This window comes from Dysgonomonas sp. HDW5A (assembly GCF_011299555.1).
GTDB lineage: Bacteria > Bacteroidota > Bacteroidia > Bacteroidales > Dysgonomonadaceae > Dysgonomonas_A.
The window spans coordinates 2,187,806-2,209,083 of record NZ_CP049857.1 but is presented as its reverse complement, the minus strand read 5'-3'; the positions used below and the strand labels follow the sequence as shown (position 1 = coordinate 2,209,083).

At 36.6% G+C, this 21,278-nt stretch carries 17 protein-coding genes; 5 read left to right on the top strand and 12 right to left on the bottom strand.

Features of this window, described 5'->3' with window-relative positions:
• Positions 1-175: 175 nt before the first annotated feature.
• The 5 genes from G7050_RS09105 (at position 176) to queA (ending at position 4,384) form a co-directional block, all read left to right on the top strand.
• Positions 176-1,054 carry an ABC transporter permease gene (locus tag G7050_RS09105; RefSeq protein WP_166114255.1) on the top strand — a complete coding sequence of 293 codons (879 nt, stop codon included), beginning with the start codon at positions 176-178 and terminating at the stop codon, positions 1,052-1,054.
• 100 nt (positions 1,055-1,154) lie between these two features.
• Positions 1,155-1,421, top strand: coding sequence for a DUF3098 domain-containing protein (locus tag G7050_RS09100; protein WP_166114252.1), 267 nt, complete (start codon positions 1,155-1,157; stop codon positions 1,419-1,421).
• Positions 1,422-1,461: 40 nt separating this feature from the next.
• Positions 1,462-2,256 carry an undecaprenyl-diphosphate phosphatase gene (locus tag G7050_RS09095; RefSeq protein ID WP_166114249.1) on the top strand — a complete coding sequence of 265 codons (795 nt, stop codon included), beginning with the start codon at positions 1,462-1,464 and terminating at the stop codon, positions 2,254-2,256.
• Between the two features lie 91 nt (positions 2,257-2,347).
• Positions 2,348-3,034 (top strand): tRNA pseudouridine(55) synthase TruB, encoded by a 687-nt coding sequence (truB, locus tag G7050_RS09090; protein ID WP_166114246.1) that lies wholly within the window; start codon positions 2,348-2,350, stop codon positions 3,032-3,034.
• A 300-nt stretch (positions 3,035-3,334) separates the two neighbouring features.
• A complete protein-coding gene (queA, locus tag G7050_RS09085) occupies positions 3,335-4,384 on the top strand; it encodes a tRNA preQ1(34) S-adenosylmethionine ribosyltransferase-isomerase QueA (protein WP_166114243.1) in 1,050 nt (349 codons plus the stop codon).
• Positions 4,385-4,536: 152 nt separating this feature from the next.
• On the opposite strand, the gene xylE is transcribed toward queA, so the two are convergent.
• From xylE to leuS, 12 genes are all read right to left on the bottom strand, one after another.
• Entirely contained in the window at positions 4,537-6,093 is a 1,557-nt protein-coding gene (gene xylE / locus G7050_RS09080; RefSeq protein WP_166114240.1) for a D-xylose transporter XylE, read from the bottom strand.
• A gap of 88 nt (positions 6,094-6,181) precedes the next feature.
• Positions 6,182-7,510, bottom strand: a complete 1,329-nt coding sequence (gene xylA, locus G7050_RS09075) for a xylose isomerase (protein ID WP_166114237.1) — start codon at positions 7,508-7,510, stop codon at positions 6,182-6,184.
• 132 nt (positions 7,511-7,642) lie between these two features.
• The gene (locus G7050_RS09070) at positions 7,643-9,124 is read right to left on the bottom strand and encodes a xylulokinase (protein ID WP_166114235.1); all 1,482 of its coding nucleotides are present in this window, start codon (positions 9,122-9,124) and stop codon (positions 7,643-7,645) included.
• A gap of 78 nt (positions 9,125-9,202) precedes the next feature.
• Positions 9,203-9,928, bottom strand: coding sequence for an NUDIX domain-containing protein (locus tag G7050_RS09065; RefSeq protein WP_166114232.1), 726 nt, complete (start codon positions 9,926-9,928; stop codon positions 9,203-9,205).
• Positions 9,929-10,262: 334 nt separating this feature from the next.
• Positions 10,263-10,631 (bottom strand): DUF488 domain-containing protein, encoded by a 369-nt coding sequence (locus G7050_RS09060; protein WP_166114229.1) that lies wholly within the window; start codon positions 10,629-10,631, stop codon positions 10,263-10,265.
• Positions 10,632-10,736: 105 nt separating this feature from the next.
• A complete protein-coding gene (gene ahcY / locus G7050_RS09055) occupies positions 10,737-12,155 on the bottom strand; it encodes an adenosylhomocysteinase (RefSeq protein WP_166114226.1) in 1,419 nt (472 codons plus the stop codon).
• Positions 12,156-12,263: 108 nt separating this feature from the next.
• Positions 12,264-13,085, bottom strand: a complete 822-nt coding sequence (locus G7050_RS09050; protein WP_166114223.1) for a DUF3108 domain-containing protein — start codon at positions 13,083-13,085, stop codon at positions 12,264-12,266.
• A 29-nt stretch (positions 13,086-13,114) separates the two neighbouring features.
• Entirely contained in the window at positions 13,115-15,070 is a 1,956-nt protein-coding gene (locus G7050_RS09045) for an Ig-like domain-containing protein (RefSeq protein WP_166114220.1), read from the bottom strand.
• A 206-nt stretch (positions 15,071-15,276) separates the two neighbouring features.
• Positions 15,277-16,752: an O-antigen translocase gene (locus G7050_RS09040; RefSeq protein ID WP_166114217.1), complete on the bottom strand. Its 1,476-nt coding sequence runs from the start codon at positions 16,750-16,752 to the stop codon at positions 15,277-15,279.
• 54 nt (positions 16,753-16,806) lie between these two features.
• Positions 16,807-17,580, bottom strand: coding sequence for an SDR family oxidoreductase (locus tag G7050_RS09035; protein ID WP_166114214.1), 774 nt, complete (start codon positions 17,578-17,580; stop codon positions 16,807-16,809).
• Positions 17,581-17,591: 11 nt separating this feature from the next.
• A complete protein-coding gene (locus G7050_RS09030; protein WP_166114211.1) occupies positions 17,592-18,455 on the bottom strand; it encodes a YitT family protein in 864 nt (287 codons plus the stop codon).
• 5 nt (positions 18,456-18,460) lie between these two features.
• A complete protein-coding gene (leuS, locus tag G7050_RS09025; RefSeq protein ID WP_166114208.1) occupies positions 18,461-21,262 on the bottom strand; it encodes a leucine--tRNA ligase in 2,802 nt (933 codons plus the stop codon).
• Positions 21,263-21,278 lie beyond the last annotated feature (16 nt).

The following is a 21,278-nucleotide window of genomic DNA, read 5'->3' as shown; positions in this document are numbered from 1 at the left end:
AAAATTAAGGTATTCTAAGAATCATATTCGCTAGTATTCTGTATTTTTATAATTAAAAAACATAAAAAATGCTACAAAACAGCATTATATTTTGTTCCTTTGCACCAAATTAAGGCGTGAAGTATCTGAACCACTTATATCGAAGATACAAAAATAAAAGCAGAGTAAATATTTTATGTCAAAAAATCGTCAACTAAAGACTACATCTCTATTTGGAACCGGAGTAACTACAACAGTAAGCATTACCCTTGTTTTATTTTTATTGGGATTGACTTTTTTTGTGGCAGTTATGGGACGCGAAATTTCATCTTTCATCAAAGAGAACCTAAGTATAACAATCGAATTATCGGAAGATACAAACGACGCCGCAGCAGCAAAGCTTCAAAAACAATTAAACGCCAAGCCTTATATAAAATCGGTGACCTTCATCAGTAAAGATGAAATCAAGCAGGATCTGATAAAAGAATTAGGGGGCGATCCCGAAGAAATATTAGGTTATACTCCTGCATCTAATTATTTCGATATCACATTAAAATCAGAATATGCCAATATCGACAGTATAAGAGTTGTCGAAAAAAGCCTCAAAGGTCAAAAAATCGTCAAAAGCTTTTTATATAGCGAGGACACCATACAGATGATCAATTCAAACCTGTCAAAATTAGGTACAGGCCTATTGGTTTTGGCAGCTATATTAATGTTTATATCCTTTACACTCATACGGAATACGATCCGCCTTAACATCTACGCAAAACGTTTTTTAATAAACACGATGCAATTGGTAGGAGCTACAAATGGTTTTATTCGCAAGCCTTTTGTTATTAAAGCTATTGGTTATGGTGTAATAGCAGCTATTATAGCCAATATAGGCATTACAGCGTTGATATATACTCTAACAAAAGAATTTCCCGAAATCATTTCGATAATCAAGATCGAAAACCTCGTTGTACTCTATGTGATTGTAATTATACTAGGTATACTTCTTCCACTTCTGGCAACGACATCTGCTGTAAACCGGTATTTAAAAATGAATACGAATAATCTGTATCACGCTTAAAGATCGCAGACTAATTATATTTCTTTGGTAAGCACCGCAGCCAAAGCTTTTTTATTTGAAGAATGCGGTATTTTAATAAATCCTTGTACTTAAAAACAATATGGAAAAGAAAGATTTTGCATTAGGTAAACTTAATTACATAATTTGTGCAGCATCGTTTGCTCTTATTATCATTGGTTTTTTATTAATGACAGGTTCATCAACCAGTATCGAAGGTGGTTTTCAGCCTGATATCTTTAGTACACGACGTATTGTTGTAGGACCAATGGTTTCTTTTTTTGGATTTCTACTGATGATAGTAGGAATATTATATCCAACCAACAAGCAAAAGGAAGATTCTTTATCGCAAGACACGCCAAAAGCATAACACTCTAATTAACAATTAAATAAAACATACTATTTAAAGAATGGATACACTACAGACTATTATCATAGCCATTGTAGAAGGGCTTACTGAATTTCTACCAATATCATCAACAGGTCATATGATCATAGCCCAGCAATTATTGGGCATTGAAAGTACAAGCTTTGTAAAAGCATTCACTGTTATTATTCAATTCGGTGCAATATTGTCTGTATTGGTTCTTTACTGGAAACGTTTTTTCCAATCATGGAATTTCTATATAAAATTATTAATCGGTTTTATACCTGCTGCAGTATTAGGGCTTTTGTTCAATGATGTAATTGACGAAATGCTCGAGAATGTATATGTAGTGGCTACAACTCTGGTACTAGGAGGGATTGTTATGCTATTTGTTGACAAATGGTTTAACTCTCCGGACAAGGATAAAGAAATAACATACAAAAATGCTTTTATCATTGGTTGTTTCCAATGTATTGCAATGATTCCCGGAGTATCCCGATCTATGTCAACCATTGTCGGAGGTATGAGCCAAAAGCTGACACGCAAAGCAGCGGCTGAGTTTTCGTTTTTCCTTGCTGTACCAACAATGGCGGCGGCTACAGGATACAAATTACTCAAATTGGTGATGGAACCTGACGGAGTTCAAATTCTTCAGGACAATATGTCAACACTAATTATCGGAAATCTAGTCGCATTTATTGTAGCTATGTTAGCAATTAAATTCTTTATTGGTTATGTAACCAAATACGGATTCAAGTTATTCGGATGGTACAGAATTGCTTTAGGATTGGCAATACTTATTTTCCTATTAACAGGTCATGACCTGAATATTCTATAAGGTACAGACCTATTTTATTACTTTGACAAGTACAACTGATCGTTATAATTAAAATAATGTTGTAGCAAGTACTTGTTTTTATTAAAAACAGATGGATTTCATTTCGGGAGAGATTTTATATATAGATAAGCCTTTAAACTGGACATCATTCGATTTGGTACGAAAATTGCGTAATCGATTATGCAGGGATCTGAAAGTCAAGAAACTGAAAGTCGGCCATGCAGGAACTTTAGATCCTTTGGCAACCGGTGTAATGATTGTTTGCACAGGCAGAAAGACGAAGCTTATCGATACTTTTCAATATCAGGAAAAGGAATATATTGCAACAATTCAATTAGGTGCAACAACTCCTTCTTTTGATCTGGAAACAGAAGTAGATAAAACTTTTCCGACCGAGCATATAACAAAGGAACTGGTAGAAGAGACTCTAAAGTCTTTTTGGGGGCGGATCGAACAAGTACCACCCGCATATTCGGCTTGTAAAGTAAATGGAGAAAGAGCTTATAATCTGGCACGTAACGGTGAGGAAGTAGAACTTAAACCTAAGGTACTTGTTATAGATGAGATAGAGTTACTCGATTTTGAGAAAGACAGTATAAAGATACGTGTTGTGTGTAGCAAAGGCACTTATATCAGAGCTTTAGCACGAGATATCGGAGAAGCCCTTCAATCGGGCGGACATCTTACAGGTCTTATTCGCACAAGAATCGGAGAGGTAACCCTCGACCAATGTATGAAAGCCGAGGATATAGACAATATTACTCAATCCATAGATTGATTGACAGATATTAATGCGAATATTTATTTATCTATCTATAATAGGGATAGTGATTAAATAGGTTACATTAATAAGAAGAAAAAAAGGTCAGAAAAAAGTGTCACTTTTGTAACCTTTGTAATCTTTTCAATCATTACCTTTTGAATTACAATGATTTAGAAAATTCGCAAAAGTTACACTTTTTAGTCATTTACGAGTCACTTTTGTTTACTTGTTGTAACTAAGGTAAAGTTTGATAAGAGAACTTTTAAGGTTCTGATTAGCATAAATAATAAGAAATAAATAAACAGATATATAAATATGAAACTTTCACAATTTAGATTCGATTTTCCGGAGGAACTAATTGCTACCCATCCTAACAAAAACAGAGATGAGTCACGTATGTTAGTTTTTGACCGCAAAACGGGTCAAGTCGAACATAAGCAATTTAAGGATATCCTTGAGTATTTTGACGATAAAGATGTTTTTGTTTTCAATGATACTAAGGTATTTCCTGCACGCCTTTATGGTAATAAAGAAAAGACAGGAGCAAAAATTGAGGTCTTTTTATTACGCGAACTTAACGAAGAATTCCACCTTTGGGATGTATTGGTTGACCCTGCACGTAAAATAAGAATAGGAAATAAGTTATACTTTGGTGACGATGATTCGATGGTAGCCGAAGTTATCGACAACACTACTTCGCGTGGACGTACATTAAGATTCTTATACGATGGTCCTGCAGAAGAATTTAAGACAGCTCTATATGCTTTGGGTGAGACACCAATCCCTAAGTATTTGGGTCGTCAGGAAGAAGATGATGATAAGCACCGATACCAGACTATATTTGCTAAAAATGAAGGTGCTGTGGTAGCTCCTGCTGCAGGACTACACTTCAGCCGTGAATTATTGAAGCGTATGGAAATAAAAGGTATCGACTTTGCATACATCACTCTCCATTCGGGCTTGGGTAACTACAGAGAAATTGACGTAGAAGACCTTACCAAACACAAAATGGATTCGGAGCAAATGGAAGTTACGCAACATGCAGCTGATATCGTTAATAAAGCGAAAGCTAACGGAGCTAAGATATGTGCTGTAGGTACATCTTCGATGCGTGCCATAGAGACAATTGTCAGCACCGACCACCAATTGAAACCCAGCAAGGGATGGACTAATAAGTTTATATTCCCTCCTTATGATTTCAATATTGCTGATGCAATGGTAACTAACCTGCACCTTCCTCAGTCGACATTACTTATGATGACTGCTGCATTTGGAGGATACGATAGAGTTATGGAATTATACGAAGAGGCAGTAAAAGAAAAATATCGTTTCGGTACTTACGGTGACTCGATGTTAATTCTCTAAGAAACAAGACATTTTGTCACACATCATATAATAAAAGGACGAAAAGTAATATTACTTTTCGTCCTTTTATTTGTAGGGGTAGACCTCTTTGTATGTCTGAGGCGAACACATAGGTTCGCCCCTACGCACAAAGAATTAAAAGGTCTGTGACCTTATTTTTTCCAGAGTTGCTCCATATCTTCGAGAGTCTTCCCTTTTGTTTCAGGTAGAAACTTCCAAACAAATAGGGCAGCCAATACCGACAGAGCACCATAAACCCAATAAGCAAATCCATGATTAAATGTATTCACTAAAGTTTCGTTCTTATCCATAATAGGGAAAGTCCACGAAATAAGGAAATTAGACACCCATTGTGCAGCAACTGCAATAGACATTACCGATGACCGTACCGAATTGGGGAACATCTCGGACAACATAACCCAACAAACGGGTCCCCATGACATGGCAAATCCGGCGGTGTATGTTAACATAAAGATCAGTTTCAAAGTTCCATTCAGGTTTTGAGAAAATGAGGTTCCCAATCCTAACATAGATACAGCCATAATCAATGCACCGATAATCAGCAGTGGTTTACGACCAAATTTATCTACTGTCATAATAGCCAACACCGTAAATGACAGGTTGATTATACCTACAATAATTGTTTGCAGTAAAGCCGAGTCAGTACCCGATCCCATACTCTTAAATATCTCAGGAGCATAATACAATACCACATTGATTCCTACAAACTGTTGGAAAGCAGAAAGCAATACTCCTGTTATTATGATAAGAAATCCATAAGAACGGATAGGTACAAACAGAGCTATAATGAAACTACAGATCATTGATATTTCGAGAGCACTTGGTACACCTGCAAGAGATAGGGCCAAAAGACCTACAACAAACAAAACTAACCATGTCATCATAAATTTGTAATAGGGTTTCAATGAGGTCGTTTCATCTTTATCAAAACTATATTGAATCTCATCCATCTCTTTCTTAGCGGCAGTAGCTCCAACAAGTTTAGTCAGTATATCCAGACCTTTTTCTTTATGGCCTTTCATAATCAACCATCTTGGAGTTTCGGGAGCAAAGAACAGTAACACAAAGAACAAGCCCGAGGGGATAGCCAATGAAGCAAACATCCATCTCCAACCCATAGAATGTAACCACTCAGTATCTCCTTGTTTTGCGATAAAGTAGTTAACAAAGTACACAACCAACATACCAAATATGATGGCAAATTGATTGAGTGCAACGAGACTACCACGTTTCTCAGGCGGAGCTATTTCGGCAATATACATAGGTGATACCATAGAAGCGATACCAACCCCTACTCCACCGATAATACGGTAAAAAACAAAATGGTACACAAATGTATGATCTTGTACATCGGGCATATGATAGCCGATCTCAGGCCATGCCGAACCTATGGCTGCAAATAGAAAAAGGATAGCCGCCGCAAACAGAGCCGTCTTACGACCAAATTGCTGACTCACCCATCCTGCAATAGCTGCCCCGAATATACATCCGATCAAAGCGCTACTGATAACAAATCCCTCCATCGCATTTGCCTCATTGGTAGGCAAACCCATAGGATCAATAAAAAAATGTCGGAGCGATTCTACCGTACCCGAAATTACTGCCGTATCGTATCCGAAAAGCAATCCTCCGAGAGTGGCTATAACAGTTAACCCGATAGTATATGATTTACTAGCTTCGTTTCTCATTAAAATGAATATTAAGGTTTGATAGTAAACAGGTTGACAAGTAAACGAGTAAACAAAGTTTATAAACTTGTCTACTCGTCAACTATTATTAGATATGCATGTTTACAATAGCTTCGTAAAGCTCTTGCTTACCACTGATTTGTGCAGGCTCGCCCGATTTATGAGCTATAGTACGTAAATCTTCCAGAGTTAGCTTTCCATCTTCAAATGCCTTTCCATTACCACTGTTAAATGAAGCATAACGAGCTTCACGCATTTTAGTATAGTCTGAGTTTTGAAGTACATCGGCAGCAATCAATAATCCACGTGCAAATGTATCCATACCCGAAATATGGGCGATGAACAAATCTTCTGCATCCGTAGAGTTACGGCGGATTTTAGCATCAAAGTTCACACCACCGTTACCAACACCACCTGCAGGAAGCATTACTAACCAAGCTTGAGCTAATTCATATAAGTCGATAGGGAACTGGTCTGTATCCCATCCATTTTGATTATCTCCACGGTTAGCATCAATACTGCCTAATAGACCTGCATCTACAGCAGCTTGCAATTCGTGTTCGAATGTATGACCTGCCAGTGTAGCATGGTTTACTTCGATATTTACTTTGAAATCATTTTCTAAGCCATAATAACGGATAAAGCCGATTACAGTTTCGGTATCAAAATCATATTGATGTTTAGTAGGCTCCATTGGTTTAGGTTCGATAAGGAATGTACCTTTGAAACCTTGTTTGCGGGCATAGTCACGAGCCATGATAAGCATACGTGCCAAGTGATCTTTTTCGCGTCTCATATCCGTATTCAAAAGACTCATATATCCTTCTCTACCTCCCCAGAATACATAATTTGCACCACCAAGAGCAATAGTAGCATCAATTGCATTTTTGATTTGAGTACCTGCACATGCAACCACATCAAAATTAGGATTTGTAGCCGCACCATTCATATAACGCTCGTTACTGAACACGTTGGCTGTACCCCATAACAATTTGATGCCCGAAGCCGCTTGTTTCTCTTTAGCGTACTCAACAATAGATTGTAGATTTTTTTCGTACTCCACCCAATTGTTACCCGGTTCAATTAAATCCACATCATGGAAACAATAAAAACCAAATCCCATTTTAGTCATGAACTCAAAACCTGCATCCATTTTATATTTAGCACGGCTAAGTGCATCATTAGCATTGTTCCAAGGATGATGAATAGTTGCTCCTCCAAAAGGATCACCACCATCAGCACACAATGTATGCCACCAAGCCATAGCGAAACGCATCCAGTCTTTCATAGACTTGCCCATCACTACTTGTTTTTCGTCATAATAACGAAATGCCAATGGATTTTTACTTTCTTTTCCTTCAAATTTGATTTTTCCGATATTTGGGAAAAACTCTTTAGTTCCTTTTAAAATTTCCATGATTTAGATATTTAAGTATATTAATTTAAATTGTTATCATATTGTAGTGGTAGGGTTCTATCCTACCCTCATATCAAGTTTTATTATTTTAACGGGCATGGCAGAGCCAAGTCCCTACAATGCAATGCAGCATTAGTTTTTATTTATTAGTTCTTTCCAACGTTCGTAAGCTTCTCTATATTGAGTCGTTTTATCAGATTCGGGTTCTACAACCGATAACTTTTCAAGAGATCCAAAAGCTTCATCGTTAGAAGCATAAATTCCGGCTCCCATACCTGCACCTTTTGCCGCACCTGCTGCGCCATCGGTATTGAACAGCTCAATAGTCGCACCGCTTACACTAGCCAGAGTCTGTGCAAAAAGAGGGCTCAAAAACATATTGGCATATCCGGCTCTTATCAGGTGGATATTCATGCCCATTTCTTTCATGATCTCCATACCATATTCATATGAAAATACAATTCCTTCCTGAGCAGCACGAAGCAGATCGGCTTTGTTATGTATATTGAAATTGACTCCATGAATTGAACAATTCACTTCTTTATTTTCTAAAACACGCTCCGCACCATTACCAAATGGAATAATAGATACTCCATTAGCACCGATGGTAGATTGTCCTGCCAGATTATTCATATCATTGTAAGACATTCCACCTAATGCCAGATTCCGTTTCAACCATGAATTTAGAATACCTGTACCATTGATACAAAGCAGCACTCCCAAACGAGTTAACTCTTCGGTATAATTAACGTGTGCAAATGTATTTACACGCGATTTTTTATCGTAATCCAATTGATCCAATACGCCATAAACTACGCCTGAAGTTCCGGCGGTAGAGGCTATTTCTCCGGGATTAAACACATTCAGAGACAGAGCATTATTCGGCTGATCGCCCGCACGATATGTAATAGGGGTGCCTTCTTTCAAACCCAGTTCTTTTGCTGCTGCGGCTGAAACTTCCCCTTGTAATCCGAATATAGGTTTAATCTCCGGAAAGAAACTCTTAGGTATTCCATAATAGTTTAAGACATCTTCGGACAGACATTTACTCTTGAAATCCCAGAACATACCTTCTGACAATCCCTCAATTGTCATAACAGCATCACCCGATAGCTTCATGGAGATATAATCACCCGGAAGCATCAATTTATCTATCTTTTGGAATATTTCGGGTTCATGCTCTTTCACCCAAGCCAATTTCGATGCAGTAAAATTTCCGGGAGAATTAAGTAAATGAGAAAGGCATTTTTCGTGTCCGATAGCATCAAAAGCTTTTTCTCCATAAGAAACCGCACGGCTATCACACCATATAATAGAAGGCCGAAGTACTTTTTGATCTTTATCCACAAGTACCAGTCCATGCATCTGCCATGTAATACCTATAGCCTTGATATCTTCACTTTTGACACCCGATTTTGTCATTATCGATTGATGGGCATTTTTCAAATTACTCCACCATTCTTCGGGCTCTTGCTCTGCCCAACCCGGTTTTACTGCTGTGATTTTCATCTCTTCTTTCGGGTAAAAGTCCGATGCTATTATCTTACCGGATGCAGCTTCGACCAAACAGGCTTTTACAGAAGAACTACCGATGTCATATCCTAATAGATACATACGATTTATGTGTTTTATGGTTATTAAGGTCAAAGACCTATTTATTCAGTATTAAGTAAGGAAAATTCATCAATGATTTTAAATACTCGTTTTCAATCTATTATATGCTTTTTTATCAAATTTATAGTAGCGTGCTGCACGATGTGATACGCCTGATTGCTTTTCAGCCAAAGGCAATACATAGGTCATAGTAGCCACTTTTTTATGAAAATTACGAATATCAATTTTCTTATTATAAATAGATTCGTAAAGGCGATGCAATTGGCTGATTGTAAATTTTTGTGGCAGTAAATCGAATACGATAACAGGATCAGTCTCAATCCAACGGCGAATATCAACCAAAGATGCTTCGACAATTTTATTGTGATCGAATGGCATATTAGGAAGTTCACTCAAAGGGCACCATTCTACAGCTTTATATTTGGTTATATTGCTAACATTAAGCTTTCTCCCAATTCTGCAGAGCGAAAAATAAGCTACTGTTATAAGCCTGTCGATATCGGGCTTATATGCTTGATCGAGCCATTTTATATCTTTGGGATTACTCGCCCTATCAGGTGCAGCAAAACATCTGAACTGTTTTAAGGTCATACGCTTTATTCCTGTAAGTTCATACAAAACACGTGAAGCTGCGTCATCCACATCTTCGTTATCAAAAATAAGACTACCGGGAAGTTTTAACCTTTTGGGATCGTTCTCATCTATGTTGTTACGCTGAACCAAAAGTATATTCAGTTGCTCATCATCAAAACCGAAAACAACGCAATCAACAGAGACATAGGTATGTATAAAATTTGGCTTCATGGTATATCTTAAACTTAAGTTGGATCAATACGACTAGGATTGAACAAATATACAAAAGAAGTTTATTCGCAAAATACATTAATCAAAAAATATCAAGTTAAATATTTGAAAGACAATTTATTGTATATCATACAATAAACAATAAGAACGTAACACATATCATACAGTATACAGTAAGAATACTTGAAAATAAAGGACTAGAACAGCAATACATAGCGTCGTTCAATTATGTTAAATTAAACAATAAGAAGCTAAGAGAATTTTATGCATTAAAAACAAAAAAAAGGAAGTTATGAAACCTCCTCATTATAATATATACCCTTTATTATTTTTCTTACCTCGCATGCTCCAAAAGAGCCTCCAGATAACTCTGTAAGATTATAGCATGATTGTGTGTTGAATCTTTAGATGCATACAGTAGGGTAACAACGGGATGCTTTTTTAGCTCATCAATGTAACTACCCATATCAGGTACATTATCTAACTCCTTTTGATAAGCGGAAACAAAAGCCTCCCAATTTTCATCCATATTCTGATGATACCATTTACGCAATGTCGAAGAGGGGGTTATATCTTTCGCCCAAAGATCGTAGTGAAGATTTTCTTTTTTCATGCCTCTTGGCCATAAACGGTCAACTAAAACTCTATAGCCATCGCTTTCCTCAAAATCTTCATAAACCCGTTTAATTTTAATTGATGTCATAATCGAAATAAATTAATTGACTTCCAACAAATGTACTAATTTACAAAATAAAAGCCTCCGGATTATATTGGATCCGAAGGCTTTCTATATTTAAAGAATAGATTATTAATATCTATAGTGGTCTGCTTTGAATGGACCATCTACAGGCACATCCAGATAAGCAGCTTGATCAGGAGTAAGTTTAGTAAGTTTCACTCCGATTTGATCCAAGTGTAAACGTGCAACTTCTTCATCCAAATGTTTAGGCAAGCGGTATACACCTACTTCATAATCTTTTTGCCACAATTCTATTTGAGCCAATGTTTGGTTGGTAAATGAATTACTCATTACAAATGAAGGATGACCAGTAGCACAACCTAAATTCACCAAACGACCTTCGGCCAATAAGAAGATAGAATTACCTGCAGGGAATGTATATTTATCAACCTGAGGTTTGATATTTGTATGTTTGATACCTGCGAAAGTAACCAGTTTATCCACTTGTATCTCATTGTCGAAGTGACCAATATTACAAACGATAGCCTGATCTTTCATAGCTTTCATGTGATCTATTGTTATAATATCTTTGTTACCTGTAGTAGTTACATAGATATTACCTTCTTTTACGGCTTCTTCCATAGTTGTCACTTCAAAACCTTCCATTGCTGCTTGTAGAGCACAAATCGGATCTATTTCTGTAACAATTACACGAGCTCCGTATGAACGCAATGAATGTGCACAACCCTTACCAACATCACCATAACCGGCCACAACAGCAACTTTTCCTGCAATCATTACATCTGTAGCACGTTTGATACCATCAGCCAATGATTCACGACATCCGTATAGGTTATCGAATTTCGATTTTGTAACCGAGTCATTTACATTGATAGCCGGAATCAACAATTCGCCACGCTCCATCATTTGATAAAGACGGTGTACTCCTGTAGTCGTTTCTTCCGAAACACCTTTCCAGTCGGCAACCGTACGATGCCATCTTTGATTGTCTTCTTTCAGCAATCGGTGAAGAGTATCAAGAATAACTTGTTCTTCGTGATTTCCTCCTTTACGATCTATTGTTTTAGCATCATTTTCGGCTTTGTATCCCCAATGGATCAATAGTGTTGCATCACCTCCATCATCAACGATCAAGTTTGGTCCTTTACCTCCGGGGAAGTTAAGAGCCTGCTCGGTACACCACCAATATTCTTCTAATGTTTCGCCTTTCCAAGCAAAAACAGGAACACCGGCAGCAGCTATTGCAGCAGCAGCATGATCTTGTGTCGAAAATATATTACAACTACACCAGCGCACATCGGCACCCAATGTTGTCAATGTTTCTATCAAAACAGCCGTTTGGATAGTCATGTGAAGAGATCCCATAATACGAGCACCTTTCAAAGGTTTAGAATCTCCATATTTTTTACGAAGAGCCATTAAACCGGGCATCTCATGTTCACCTATCTCTATTTCTTTTCTACCGAAATCAGCCAGACTAATGTCGGCTACTAAATATGGTAAATTGGGCAATAATTCTTTTGACATAAATTGTTATTGTTCTTATTATTAATGTATTCTTTGCAAAGATAGAACTTTTTTACGACTTTTTTCTATAAATAGAAAAGGGATAAAGCTCTAAAAATCAAGATTAGCTTATTTTACAATATTTACAGGGTGCTTAACACCTTTGTAGCTTTTCAATACTGCACGAGTCGAACCGACCTTTAGCTTAGTTTCCAGCTTAACGGGCATGCGATTATCATCATCTGTAATATATACTTTCATGGCCTCTTTACCTCCGTCAAAAGCATCATCTTGAATGTACAAAGTCAACTTCATACAGTTATACTTTTTATTATCGTTAGCCTTTACCGACTCTTTTCCATTATATACAATTCGCATACTGACTTTTGACCTTCCTGTTACAAAATTCACTTTTGTTTCTTTCCCAATCGCCATTTGAGGATAATTTAATGTACGGGCATAAAAGAGTACACTCATTAAATCATATGTACAACCTGAAAAGTTTAAAGTCTCATCAAATTTAAAATCTCCATTTTTATGTCTGATTGCACGGATTCTCACATCATTGCCTCCGGGATACGAGTAAGTCAATCGCTCTTTGGTATAATCCCCACCCTCATGGGCATCTTTGAAATACGCCAATGGCAGTACTCCCTTTGTTGTATAACAAGCCAAAGTATCACTTAACTCAAATACTTTACGGGCAAATCCTTGCGACTCGGAAATCAGAGTCATTTTATATGCATCTTTTCCTTCATATTTTACACTTTTCGTAGACATGGTTGCATACCCACCTTTAATCGTAGCTGCAAATTTTATATAAAGATCGTAACTTAATTGTTCGCCTGCCTGAAAATATTTATTATCAACACTGCATTGCGAGGATACACTTCCTATCGTCAATAAGGACATAGATAGAAAAGCTATCAGGTTATTTAATAATTTATTCATATGCCTATTGTAAATTTCGGTTTCTATTCTCAATATCTATTTCCTGTATTCTGATTATTAGGATACTGGTTATTGTTATTATTATTGTTCATACCGTTTGTAGTATTTGAGTTACGTTGAGAATCCTTCTTTGCATTTTGAGCATCTCTACGCTCCATCATTTTTTTACGTTTCTCATCATCTTTCGGCTTATTCTTGGTTATATCCAACGGTTTTTGTTTATCCAATGGAAGTGTTCCAAGATCCCAATCTTCGGTAATATCCCAGAATGCCCTGATTTCGAAAGTTTTTGGATAATAATTTACCATCTCCGGCTCCCTCATTTCCGAGTAATCTCCGGGATCCCATCTTCCATTCCCGTTGGCATCCAATATGATTCGTGCATAATATATACCAGGATTCAGATATACAAAAGATGCAATATCATCTTTCACCGTTGCACGGTAAACGGGCTTATCCGATTTATCGAGAAGTTCAACAAAGGCCGGCATACTATCCGGTAAATTATAGATATTAATATCCAACGAACCGTACTGATCCAAGGTTTTAACCTTAAACAGAACCTCTTGTTTATCGTTCCACAGACCGGTGTAACTATGGAGAGTTGCAGAATCTACAACAAACCGGTACTGACCTCCCGGAATCCATTTATTCTGTATTCGATATTTACGGGGATTCAGGGAATCTTTTTCGAGAACATAATCAACATTCGAATAGGTTGAATCAGCTTGATACTGCACAAAGATTTTATTCTTCTCAAAGTCCTTAACCGGATAGTCAAATTCAATATTAATATCTTTATAAACATCAAAAAGCTGAGCAATATCGGTCGTAAGGGTTAAGAAGGTTACTTCCTCATCTTTATCTTTTTTCTTATCATCTTTCACCTTTTTCTTGGTACGGCTTATAAAGTTTAATGTATCAGTTACAGGTTGAAGCTTATTTAATGAGTCAGTCATATTGTATGATACCCTCAAACTTAGCGTATCCATAGCGGCAATAGCTTTCTCTGTTATCCAGAACTTTAGAGTATCATTACCTGCCGTCCGCTCAAGGACTGACCAGTCGGTTATAGGCTTTGGTATATCTAAAGCCTCAATCTTAGGCATTGCTGTAGGTGCTCCAAAATAAATAGATATAACATCCTCCGTCAAGCGTTCATGCTTCTGTAAATATTGCCTTTTAAAGTCAGAGGTAAAAGATCTCAGTACTATATCATCGGGTAAAAATTTTGTATAATGAACGGTCTTAATAGTATCAAAACTTAAATCTTTTAGATTAAACACACTATCCTGACGAACTGCCGCTTCGACCGAAGGAACAATAATTTTATCTAGAAAAGCAATAGCCTCTCCCGGATTATCATATTTATAATCTCTATTGACATCATCCAGTGCATAGATTTTATATTCTCCCGGAGCAATCCCCTTTATCGAATATCTTCCCAATTCATTGGTTCTCGATATACGTTTAAACGGTAGTGTTGTAAACGCTGTATCTGATAAATTAGAATGTATACCAACATAAATACCTGATACGGGCTCCAGATTATCTGCAGCTAATACTTTCCCCGAAATAGAAAGAGTATCAACTACTGCACCTGTAGAAAAAGACAATGCAAAATCCTCCAAAGCATTTTTCTCATTATTGTCAACAATAGCATCTGTAAAGTCGATAGTATAAGTTGTATTGGCAATCAGAGTATCTTTCAACTCTACTATAACCTTATTATTTTGTGCTCTTATAATGGGGAAATTCCGTTGTGGAGGTGTTACAATAACTTTCTCCATAGGTTTTTCAATCTGCACAAGCTCATCAAATACAATTTGTACTTTGCCACTTTTTACAAATGTCTCATTAGGAGTAGGTCTTGAAGAAAGAACTTTAGGAGGGTCAAAGTCATAATCACCACCGGAGGGCGACCCCATACTGGCACATGAAAGGACTATTATTCCTGATCCTAATAATATAAAATTACGGATCATATTTTTTGTCACACTCCCGATTGAATGTTTTAGCATATTATGTGTATCTATTTTCGACAAAAATACAATGTTTTAAGTTATCACTATCAGGAACCATCCTAAAATATTGAAGGTCTCAGACCTTTTTATTACAACAGCCAGCAAGAGAAATATAATCGATTACATATCAAATCGATATAAGCATTTACGATCTTTTACTAAAATACCTACTGTCGCTTAAAAAAATCCAACAATGATTTCAAAGGAAATACTTTATTTAACTTGTATAATGAGTATGATAAAGACATTACCAAAATCGGTATTCCTGCAATGATAGTATAATTTGAAAAATATTTAACAATACAAAAAGCTAATAATACTAGAATTAAACTAATAAATCCTATTCTAAGATTTTCATTTGTCCATCCGAACTTACTTAATTTCCGCCCCAAAATAAATACAATAGGTAAATATAACGAGTAAGCAATAAGATACGATATACCGACTGATTCAAAGTCATAAAACGGATATAAACAATGTATGGCACCCAAATAGATTATGAGAAATGCTGATTCCGAAAAAAAATAAATCAGACCTTTACCTTTTGCAAGAAGAATAAAACCAAGTGGCCACGATAAAACCTTAAAGAATGTTCCCAGAATTTGCCAATTGAGTATAATTGTCGCCCCTTCAAAATCTGATGAATACAACAATGACAGTGCTATTTTAGAACACAATAACAACAATATAATTATAGGAACAGCAATCACCAATACAATATAGGTCTGCTCATTTATTAGAAGTCCGGCTTTCTTATTGTCATGAATAATAGTACATAAACGAGGATAGAAATCGGACCCCATCGATTTTAATATCAACATCAAATATACATTCGTTATAGTCCAGGCAGCCTGAAATAGTCCGACAGACTCTAATCCTGTGTTTTTAGTAAGAAATGCTCTCACAAAGAAGAAACTTAGAGTCGTTAAAATAGAAGCCAAAACAATAAATACACCTACCCGTAAAACTGAAATACCTCTTCTTTTAAGATGCTCGAATGATACGGGCATCGGTTGAATTTCAATTTTGCGTCTATAAAAGTATGCACTAAGATACATGGCTATGCTTACAACGATAAAGACAGGAACTATCCCGTCCAAACGATAGAAGTAATATAAAGGCAATGAAATAATCAATCCACAAACATTCCAGATGATAGAGGATTTCACTATATAAGAGATTCGCCTAAGTCCCTGCAGAACGACAGCCTGTCCTGCAGCCAGTATGGTAAAAAACATACAGATTGAAAGCAATGCAAACTGAAGCGCATGCGAAGAATTTCCAAACACCCACATACTTATCGGGTAGCAAAAGAGTAAACAGATTGCTGCACCTAATAGAGCAAAGATCAACGCCCATCGATCTATGATTGAAATAACATAATGTAGTTGATCCTTTTCACCTGAATCATCATTGGCAGCAGCTATCTCACGCACCCCTGTAGTTTCGATACCCAAACTGGATATTGATTTTATCAGATCCAATGTCGATTGATATATACTAATCAGTCCAACACCAACGGTTCCTAATAAAATAGCAAGAATCTTATTACGAATAACTCCAATCAGTATAGTAAGAATCTGTGATCCGCCAAAAATACTTGTCGATTTTAGAATCTGTGTATATGACTTATCTTTTGTCAAATTATTTATTTCTAATAAGTTTATGATGAACAGACTACAAATTTAGTCAATATATCAGAAGTGGAGATTGTTATCAACTTTTCTTTTTTCTGAAGCCGAATATAAAGAAAAGATAAAAGGGAAGTTTTGTCCTAAAAGATTAAATATACGGAATAAAAAAGATGGGTATACCCGCTTTTTGTCTTTTTCGAGTCCTCTAACAATGGCTTTTGCTACTGTTTCGGAACTTTGACTAAAAAAGGGAACAGGAGGTTGTTTTTCTTTTGCTGCTTTCTCAAAGAAAGAAGTCCGTGTAGCGACAGGATACACTGCCGTTATATGCAGATTAGCCGGAGACTCATACCTGTAGCCTTCTATAAACTGATGCAAAGCCGCTTTGGTTGAACAATATAACGAATAATATGGTAAAGATACTTGAGCTACAGCCGAAATTGTACAAACAAAACTTTTGGGGTTTGAGGTATTTTCTCTCACAAACTTCTCCAATGAATAGATCGGAGAGAATACATTTAAAGCAAAGATATCTTCGATATGTTTCCAATCGGGAGTAGATAACTTTTCTAAATAAGCATATCCTGCATTTGCAATAAATATATCGATTTTCCCGAAAACAGACCGGGCATAATCAAATAAACTGTCAACACCTTTTTCATTACTTAGGTCTGCCGAAAATGGATAAACTACCCCCTCAACAAGAGGAATAGTTTCAATATGACGTGCGACCGCAATAATTTTCACATCCTTATAATCAAGGAACATCTTCAGGAGGGATAATCCGATTCCTGAAGATGCACCTGTAATAACTATATTTTTATTATTGATATCCATTCATCAATAATTTATCTGATTTTATCAAAGCCTTCACCGTATACCCCACGAACGGTACTTTGTGAAATAAATGCCTTTTCGTCTATGCTTCTTATTAACCGAAACATTTCTATTGACTCTGTTCGTTTAGCCAATACCAATATTATTTTTGTAGGCTTCTTTGTGTACCATCCCATTCCTTCAAGCAGAGTACAACCTCTGTGTAATTCTTTATTGATTGCATCTGCAATAGTATCATACTTATCAGATATTATAAGGTATTGAACTGATTGCTTTGAGCCATTAATAACCAAATCCATAGCATAACTCATGACACCTAATACGATCAAACCGGCTACGATTTTCTGGTAGTCATGAAAAACAAAGTATGAAGATGATATAATTACAAAATCACAGAAAAGGACACCTCTTCCAAAAGTAATATTTCTATATTTACCGATAATTGCAATAATAGTATCAGTACCTCCGGTACTTCCGTTTACACTAAGTACCAATCCGACTCCAACGCCACAAATAATACCACCTATCAGTCCCGAAAGTAAAGGTTCATTCTCTATAACAGCTTCAACTATTATTTTCTCGGCAAGAGTAATAAGAAGCGTAAGCATAAGTACCCCATAGATGGTTTTTATCATGAACTTTAAGCCTAATACTTTTAATGCAATAACAAAAAGTACACAGTTTATGGCAAGATAGGTATATTGAAACGGAATAGCTGTTGCATACTCTACAACCAACCCCACACCTGTAGAACCTCCGGTTACAATACCCTGTGGCTTAATAAAACCGACTAGTCCGATTGCATATAAAGCCAACCCTAATGTGATATTGAGGTAGTCTTTCCAATAAAATTCTTTTAGATATTTCTTGGGCATATTTGTCAGAGTACTATATTTACTATTTTCTTAGGTACAATAATTACTTTCTTAGGAGTCTTGCCTTCCATCCATTTTGCCGAATTGCTATGTGCCATAACCGTTTTTTCAATTTCCTCATTAGAAGCATCAGCCGCAAACTCGATTGTAAAACGTGCTTTTCCATTAAATGAAATGGTGTAATTAATTACACTTTCAACCAGATATTCTTCATTGTATTGAGGCCATACAGCATCACATACTGTAGTTGTATTTCCTAATGAATGCCACAATTCTTCTGCAATATGAGGTGCAAAAGGAGCTAAAAGAATAACCAAGTCATTCAATATTGCCTTTTTGTTACATTTAAGCGATGTAAGTTCATTTACACAAATCATAGAAGCTGACACAGAAGTATTGAATGAGAAATTCTCAATATCGAAAGATATTTTCTTAATCAACTTATGAAGAGATTTCAATTCATCTTTTATGGGGGCTTCATCAACTACTACAAACTCATCTCCTTTATAGAATAAAGCCCAAAGTCTGCGTAAAAATCGATGTACTCCATCAATACCATTTGTATCCCAAGGCTTAGATAATTCTAATGGACCTAAAAACATTTCGTACAAGCGAAGTGTATCAGCACCATATTTTTCAACAATATCATCAGGGTTTACAACATTATGCAATGATTTGGACATTTTCTCAACTCCATAACCGCAAATATATTTATCATCTTCTAGCATAAATTCAGCCTCAGCATAATCCGGACGCCAAATTTTGAATTTGTCAACATCCAGTATATCGTTATCTACAATATTTACATCTACGTGAATAGCTGTAGTATCATATTGATCTTTCAAATTCAAAGACACAAATTTATTTGTACCATTAATACGGTACACAAAATTGCTTCGCCCTTGAATCATTCCTTGATTAATCAGTTTTTTGAAAGGCTCGTCTTCACATGATACATTGATGTCGTATAAGAATTTATTCCAAAAACGACTGTAAATCAAGTGACCCGTAGCATGCTCAGTTCCACCGATGTATAGATCGACACTTCTCCAATACTCATTTGATTCTTTAGAAACCAAAGCTTTATCGTTATGCGGATCCATGTATCTCAAATAATAAGCCGAAGATCCTGCGAATCCGGGCATAGTATTCAATTCCAATTGGAATATAGTTGTATTATTGATTTCTGTTACTGAAACTACTTTTTCGTTCACAGTATCCCAAGCCCAATTGGTTGCACGCCCTAACGGAGGTTCACCCGTTTCAGTTGGCAAAAATTTATCAACTTCGGGTAGCTCAAGAGGTAATTTATCAATCGGCAGTATGTAAGGCAGACCATCCTTGTAATATACAGGGAAGGGCTCTCCCCAATAACGTTGACGCGAAAATATCGCATCACGCAAACGATAATTGGTTTTTACATGACCTAAGTTATGCTCTTTGATGTATTCTTTTGCTTTCTCAATGGCTTCTTTTACAGTCAAGCCATTTAAGAAATCAGAGTTAGTCACAATACCTTCTTTGGCATCGTAGCTTTCTTGCGACACATCGCAACCTTCTACTAGAGGAATGATGGGCAAACTGAAATGTTTAGCAAAAGCATAGTCACGACTATCGTGTGCAGGCACAGCCATAATAGCCCCTGTACCATATCCGGCAAGTACATAATCGGAAATCCAGATGGGAATTTCTTTACCGTTCATCGGATTAATTGCATACGAGCCTGTAAACACGCCCGATATCTTTTTGTCTGCCAAACGTTCTCTTTCGGTACGTTTTTTAGTAGCAGCCAAATAAGCATCAACTTCCGCTTTTTGTTCTGCAGTAGTTAATTGAGCTACATAATCGCTTTCGGGAGCAAGCACCATAAAGGTTACTCCAAATACAGTATCAGCACGAGTAGTAAATATTTCGAGTAAAAGATCCGAGTCTTTTACATTGAATTTCATTTCAGCACCTTCCGATCTTCCGATCCAGTTTTTTTGGGTCTCTTTAATCGAATCAGTCCAATCTATTTTCTCCAATCCGTCTAACAAACGTTGAGCATAAGCTGATACACGCAAACACCATTGACGCATTTTACGTTGTTCCACAGGATATCCTCCACGCTCAGACAAACCATTGATTACCTCATCATTTGCTAGAACCGTACCCAAAGCCGGACACCAGTTAACCATCGTTTCACCCAAATAAGCAATACGATAATTCAGTAATATTTCTTGTTGCTCTTTTTCCGATTTTGCATTCCATTCATCAGCAGAGAAAGACAATTCCTCACTGCAAGCAATATTCATATCTTTTGTTCCCTGAGATTCAAAAACCTGAATCAACTCTTCAATCGGACGAGCTTGTTGCTCATCGTTACAAAAGTATGAGTTGAACATTTGAATAAATGCCCACTGAGTCCATTTATAATATTCGGGTTCACAAGTACGGATTTCACGGTTCCAATCAAAAGAGAAGCCAATTTTATCCAATTGTTCCTTATATCGATTGATATTCTGATTGGTAGTTATCACAGGATGCTGTCCGGTTTGTATAGCGTATTGCTCAGCAGGAAGCCCGTAAGCATCATAGCCCATCGGATGTAAAACATTGAAGCCCTGGAGACGTTTATGACGGGCGTATATATCCGAAGCTATATAACCCAGAGGATGCCCTACGTGTAAACCTGCTCCCGAAGGATAAGGAAACATATCGAGGACATAATACTTAGGCTTATTGGGTTCTTCACTCACTTTATAGGTCTCATTCTTAACCCAAAAGTCCTGCCAACGTTTTTCTATTTCTTTGAAATTATACTCCATGACTTAAAATCCATTT

What these genes read in the sequence shown, in the direction of transcription:
- xylE (WP_166114240.1), bottom strand. Translation starts at nt 6,093, where the DNA reads ATGAGAAACGAAGCTAGTAAATCATATACTATCGGGTTAACTGTTATA.
- xylA (WP_166114237.1), bottom strand. Translation starts at nt 7,510, where the DNA reads ATGGAAATTTTAAAAGGAACTAAAGAGTTTTTCCCAAATATCGGAAAA.
- G7050_RS09050 (WP_166114223.1), bottom strand. Translation starts at nt 13,085, where the DNA reads ATGAATAAATTATTAAATAACCTGATAGCTTTTCTATCTATGTCCTTA.
- G7050_RS09045 (WP_166114220.1), bottom strand. Translation starts at nt 15,070, where the DNA reads ATGATCCGTAATTTTATATTATTAGGATCAGGAATAATAGTCCTTTCA.
- G7050_RS09105 (WP_166114255.1), top strand. Translation starts at nt 176, where the DNA reads ATGTCAAAAAATCGTCAACTAAAGACTACATCTCTATTTGGAACCGGA.
- ahcY (WP_166114226.1), bottom strand. Translation starts at nt 12,155, where the DNA reads ATGTCAAAAGAATTATTGCCCAATTTACCATATTTAGTAGCCGACATT.
- leuS (WP_166114208.1), bottom strand. Translation starts at nt 21,262, where the DNA reads ATGGAGTATAATTTCAAAGAAATAGAAAAACGTTGGCAGGACTTTTGG.
- G7050_RS09095 (WP_166114249.1), top strand. Translation starts at nt 1,462, where the DNA reads ATGGATACACTACAGACTATTATCATAGCCATTGTAGAAGGGCTTACT.
- G7050_RS09030 (WP_166114211.1), bottom strand. Translation starts at nt 18,455, where the DNA reads ATGCCCAAGAAATATCTAAAAGAATTTTATTGGAAAGACTACCTCAAT.
- G7050_RS09060 (WP_166114229.1), bottom strand. Translation starts at nt 10,631, where the DNA reads ATGACATCAATTAAAATTAAACGGGTTTATGAAGATTTTGAGGAAAGC.
- G7050_RS09065 (WP_166114232.1), bottom strand. Translation starts at nt 9,928, where the DNA reads ATGAAGCCAAATTTTATACATACCTATGTCTCTGTTGATTGCGTTGTT.
- truB (WP_166114246.1), top strand. Translation starts at nt 2,348, where the DNA reads ATGGATTTCATTTCGGGAGAGATTTTATATATAGATAAGCCTTTAAAC.
- G7050_RS09035 (WP_166114214.1), bottom strand. Translation starts at nt 17,580, where the DNA reads ATGGATATCAATAATAAAAATATAGTTATTACAGGTGCATCTTCAGGA.
- G7050_RS09100 (WP_166114252.1), top strand. Translation starts at nt 1,155, where the DNA reads ATGGAAAAGAAAGATTTTGCATTAGGTAAACTTAATTACATAATTTGT.
- queA (WP_166114243.1), top strand. Translation starts at nt 3,335, where the DNA reads ATGAAACTTTCACAATTTAGATTCGATTTTCCGGAGGAACTAATTGCT.
- G7050_RS09070 (WP_166114235.1), bottom strand. Translation starts at nt 9,124, where the DNA reads ATGTATCTATTAGGATATGACATCGGTAGTTCTTCTGTAAAAGCCTGT.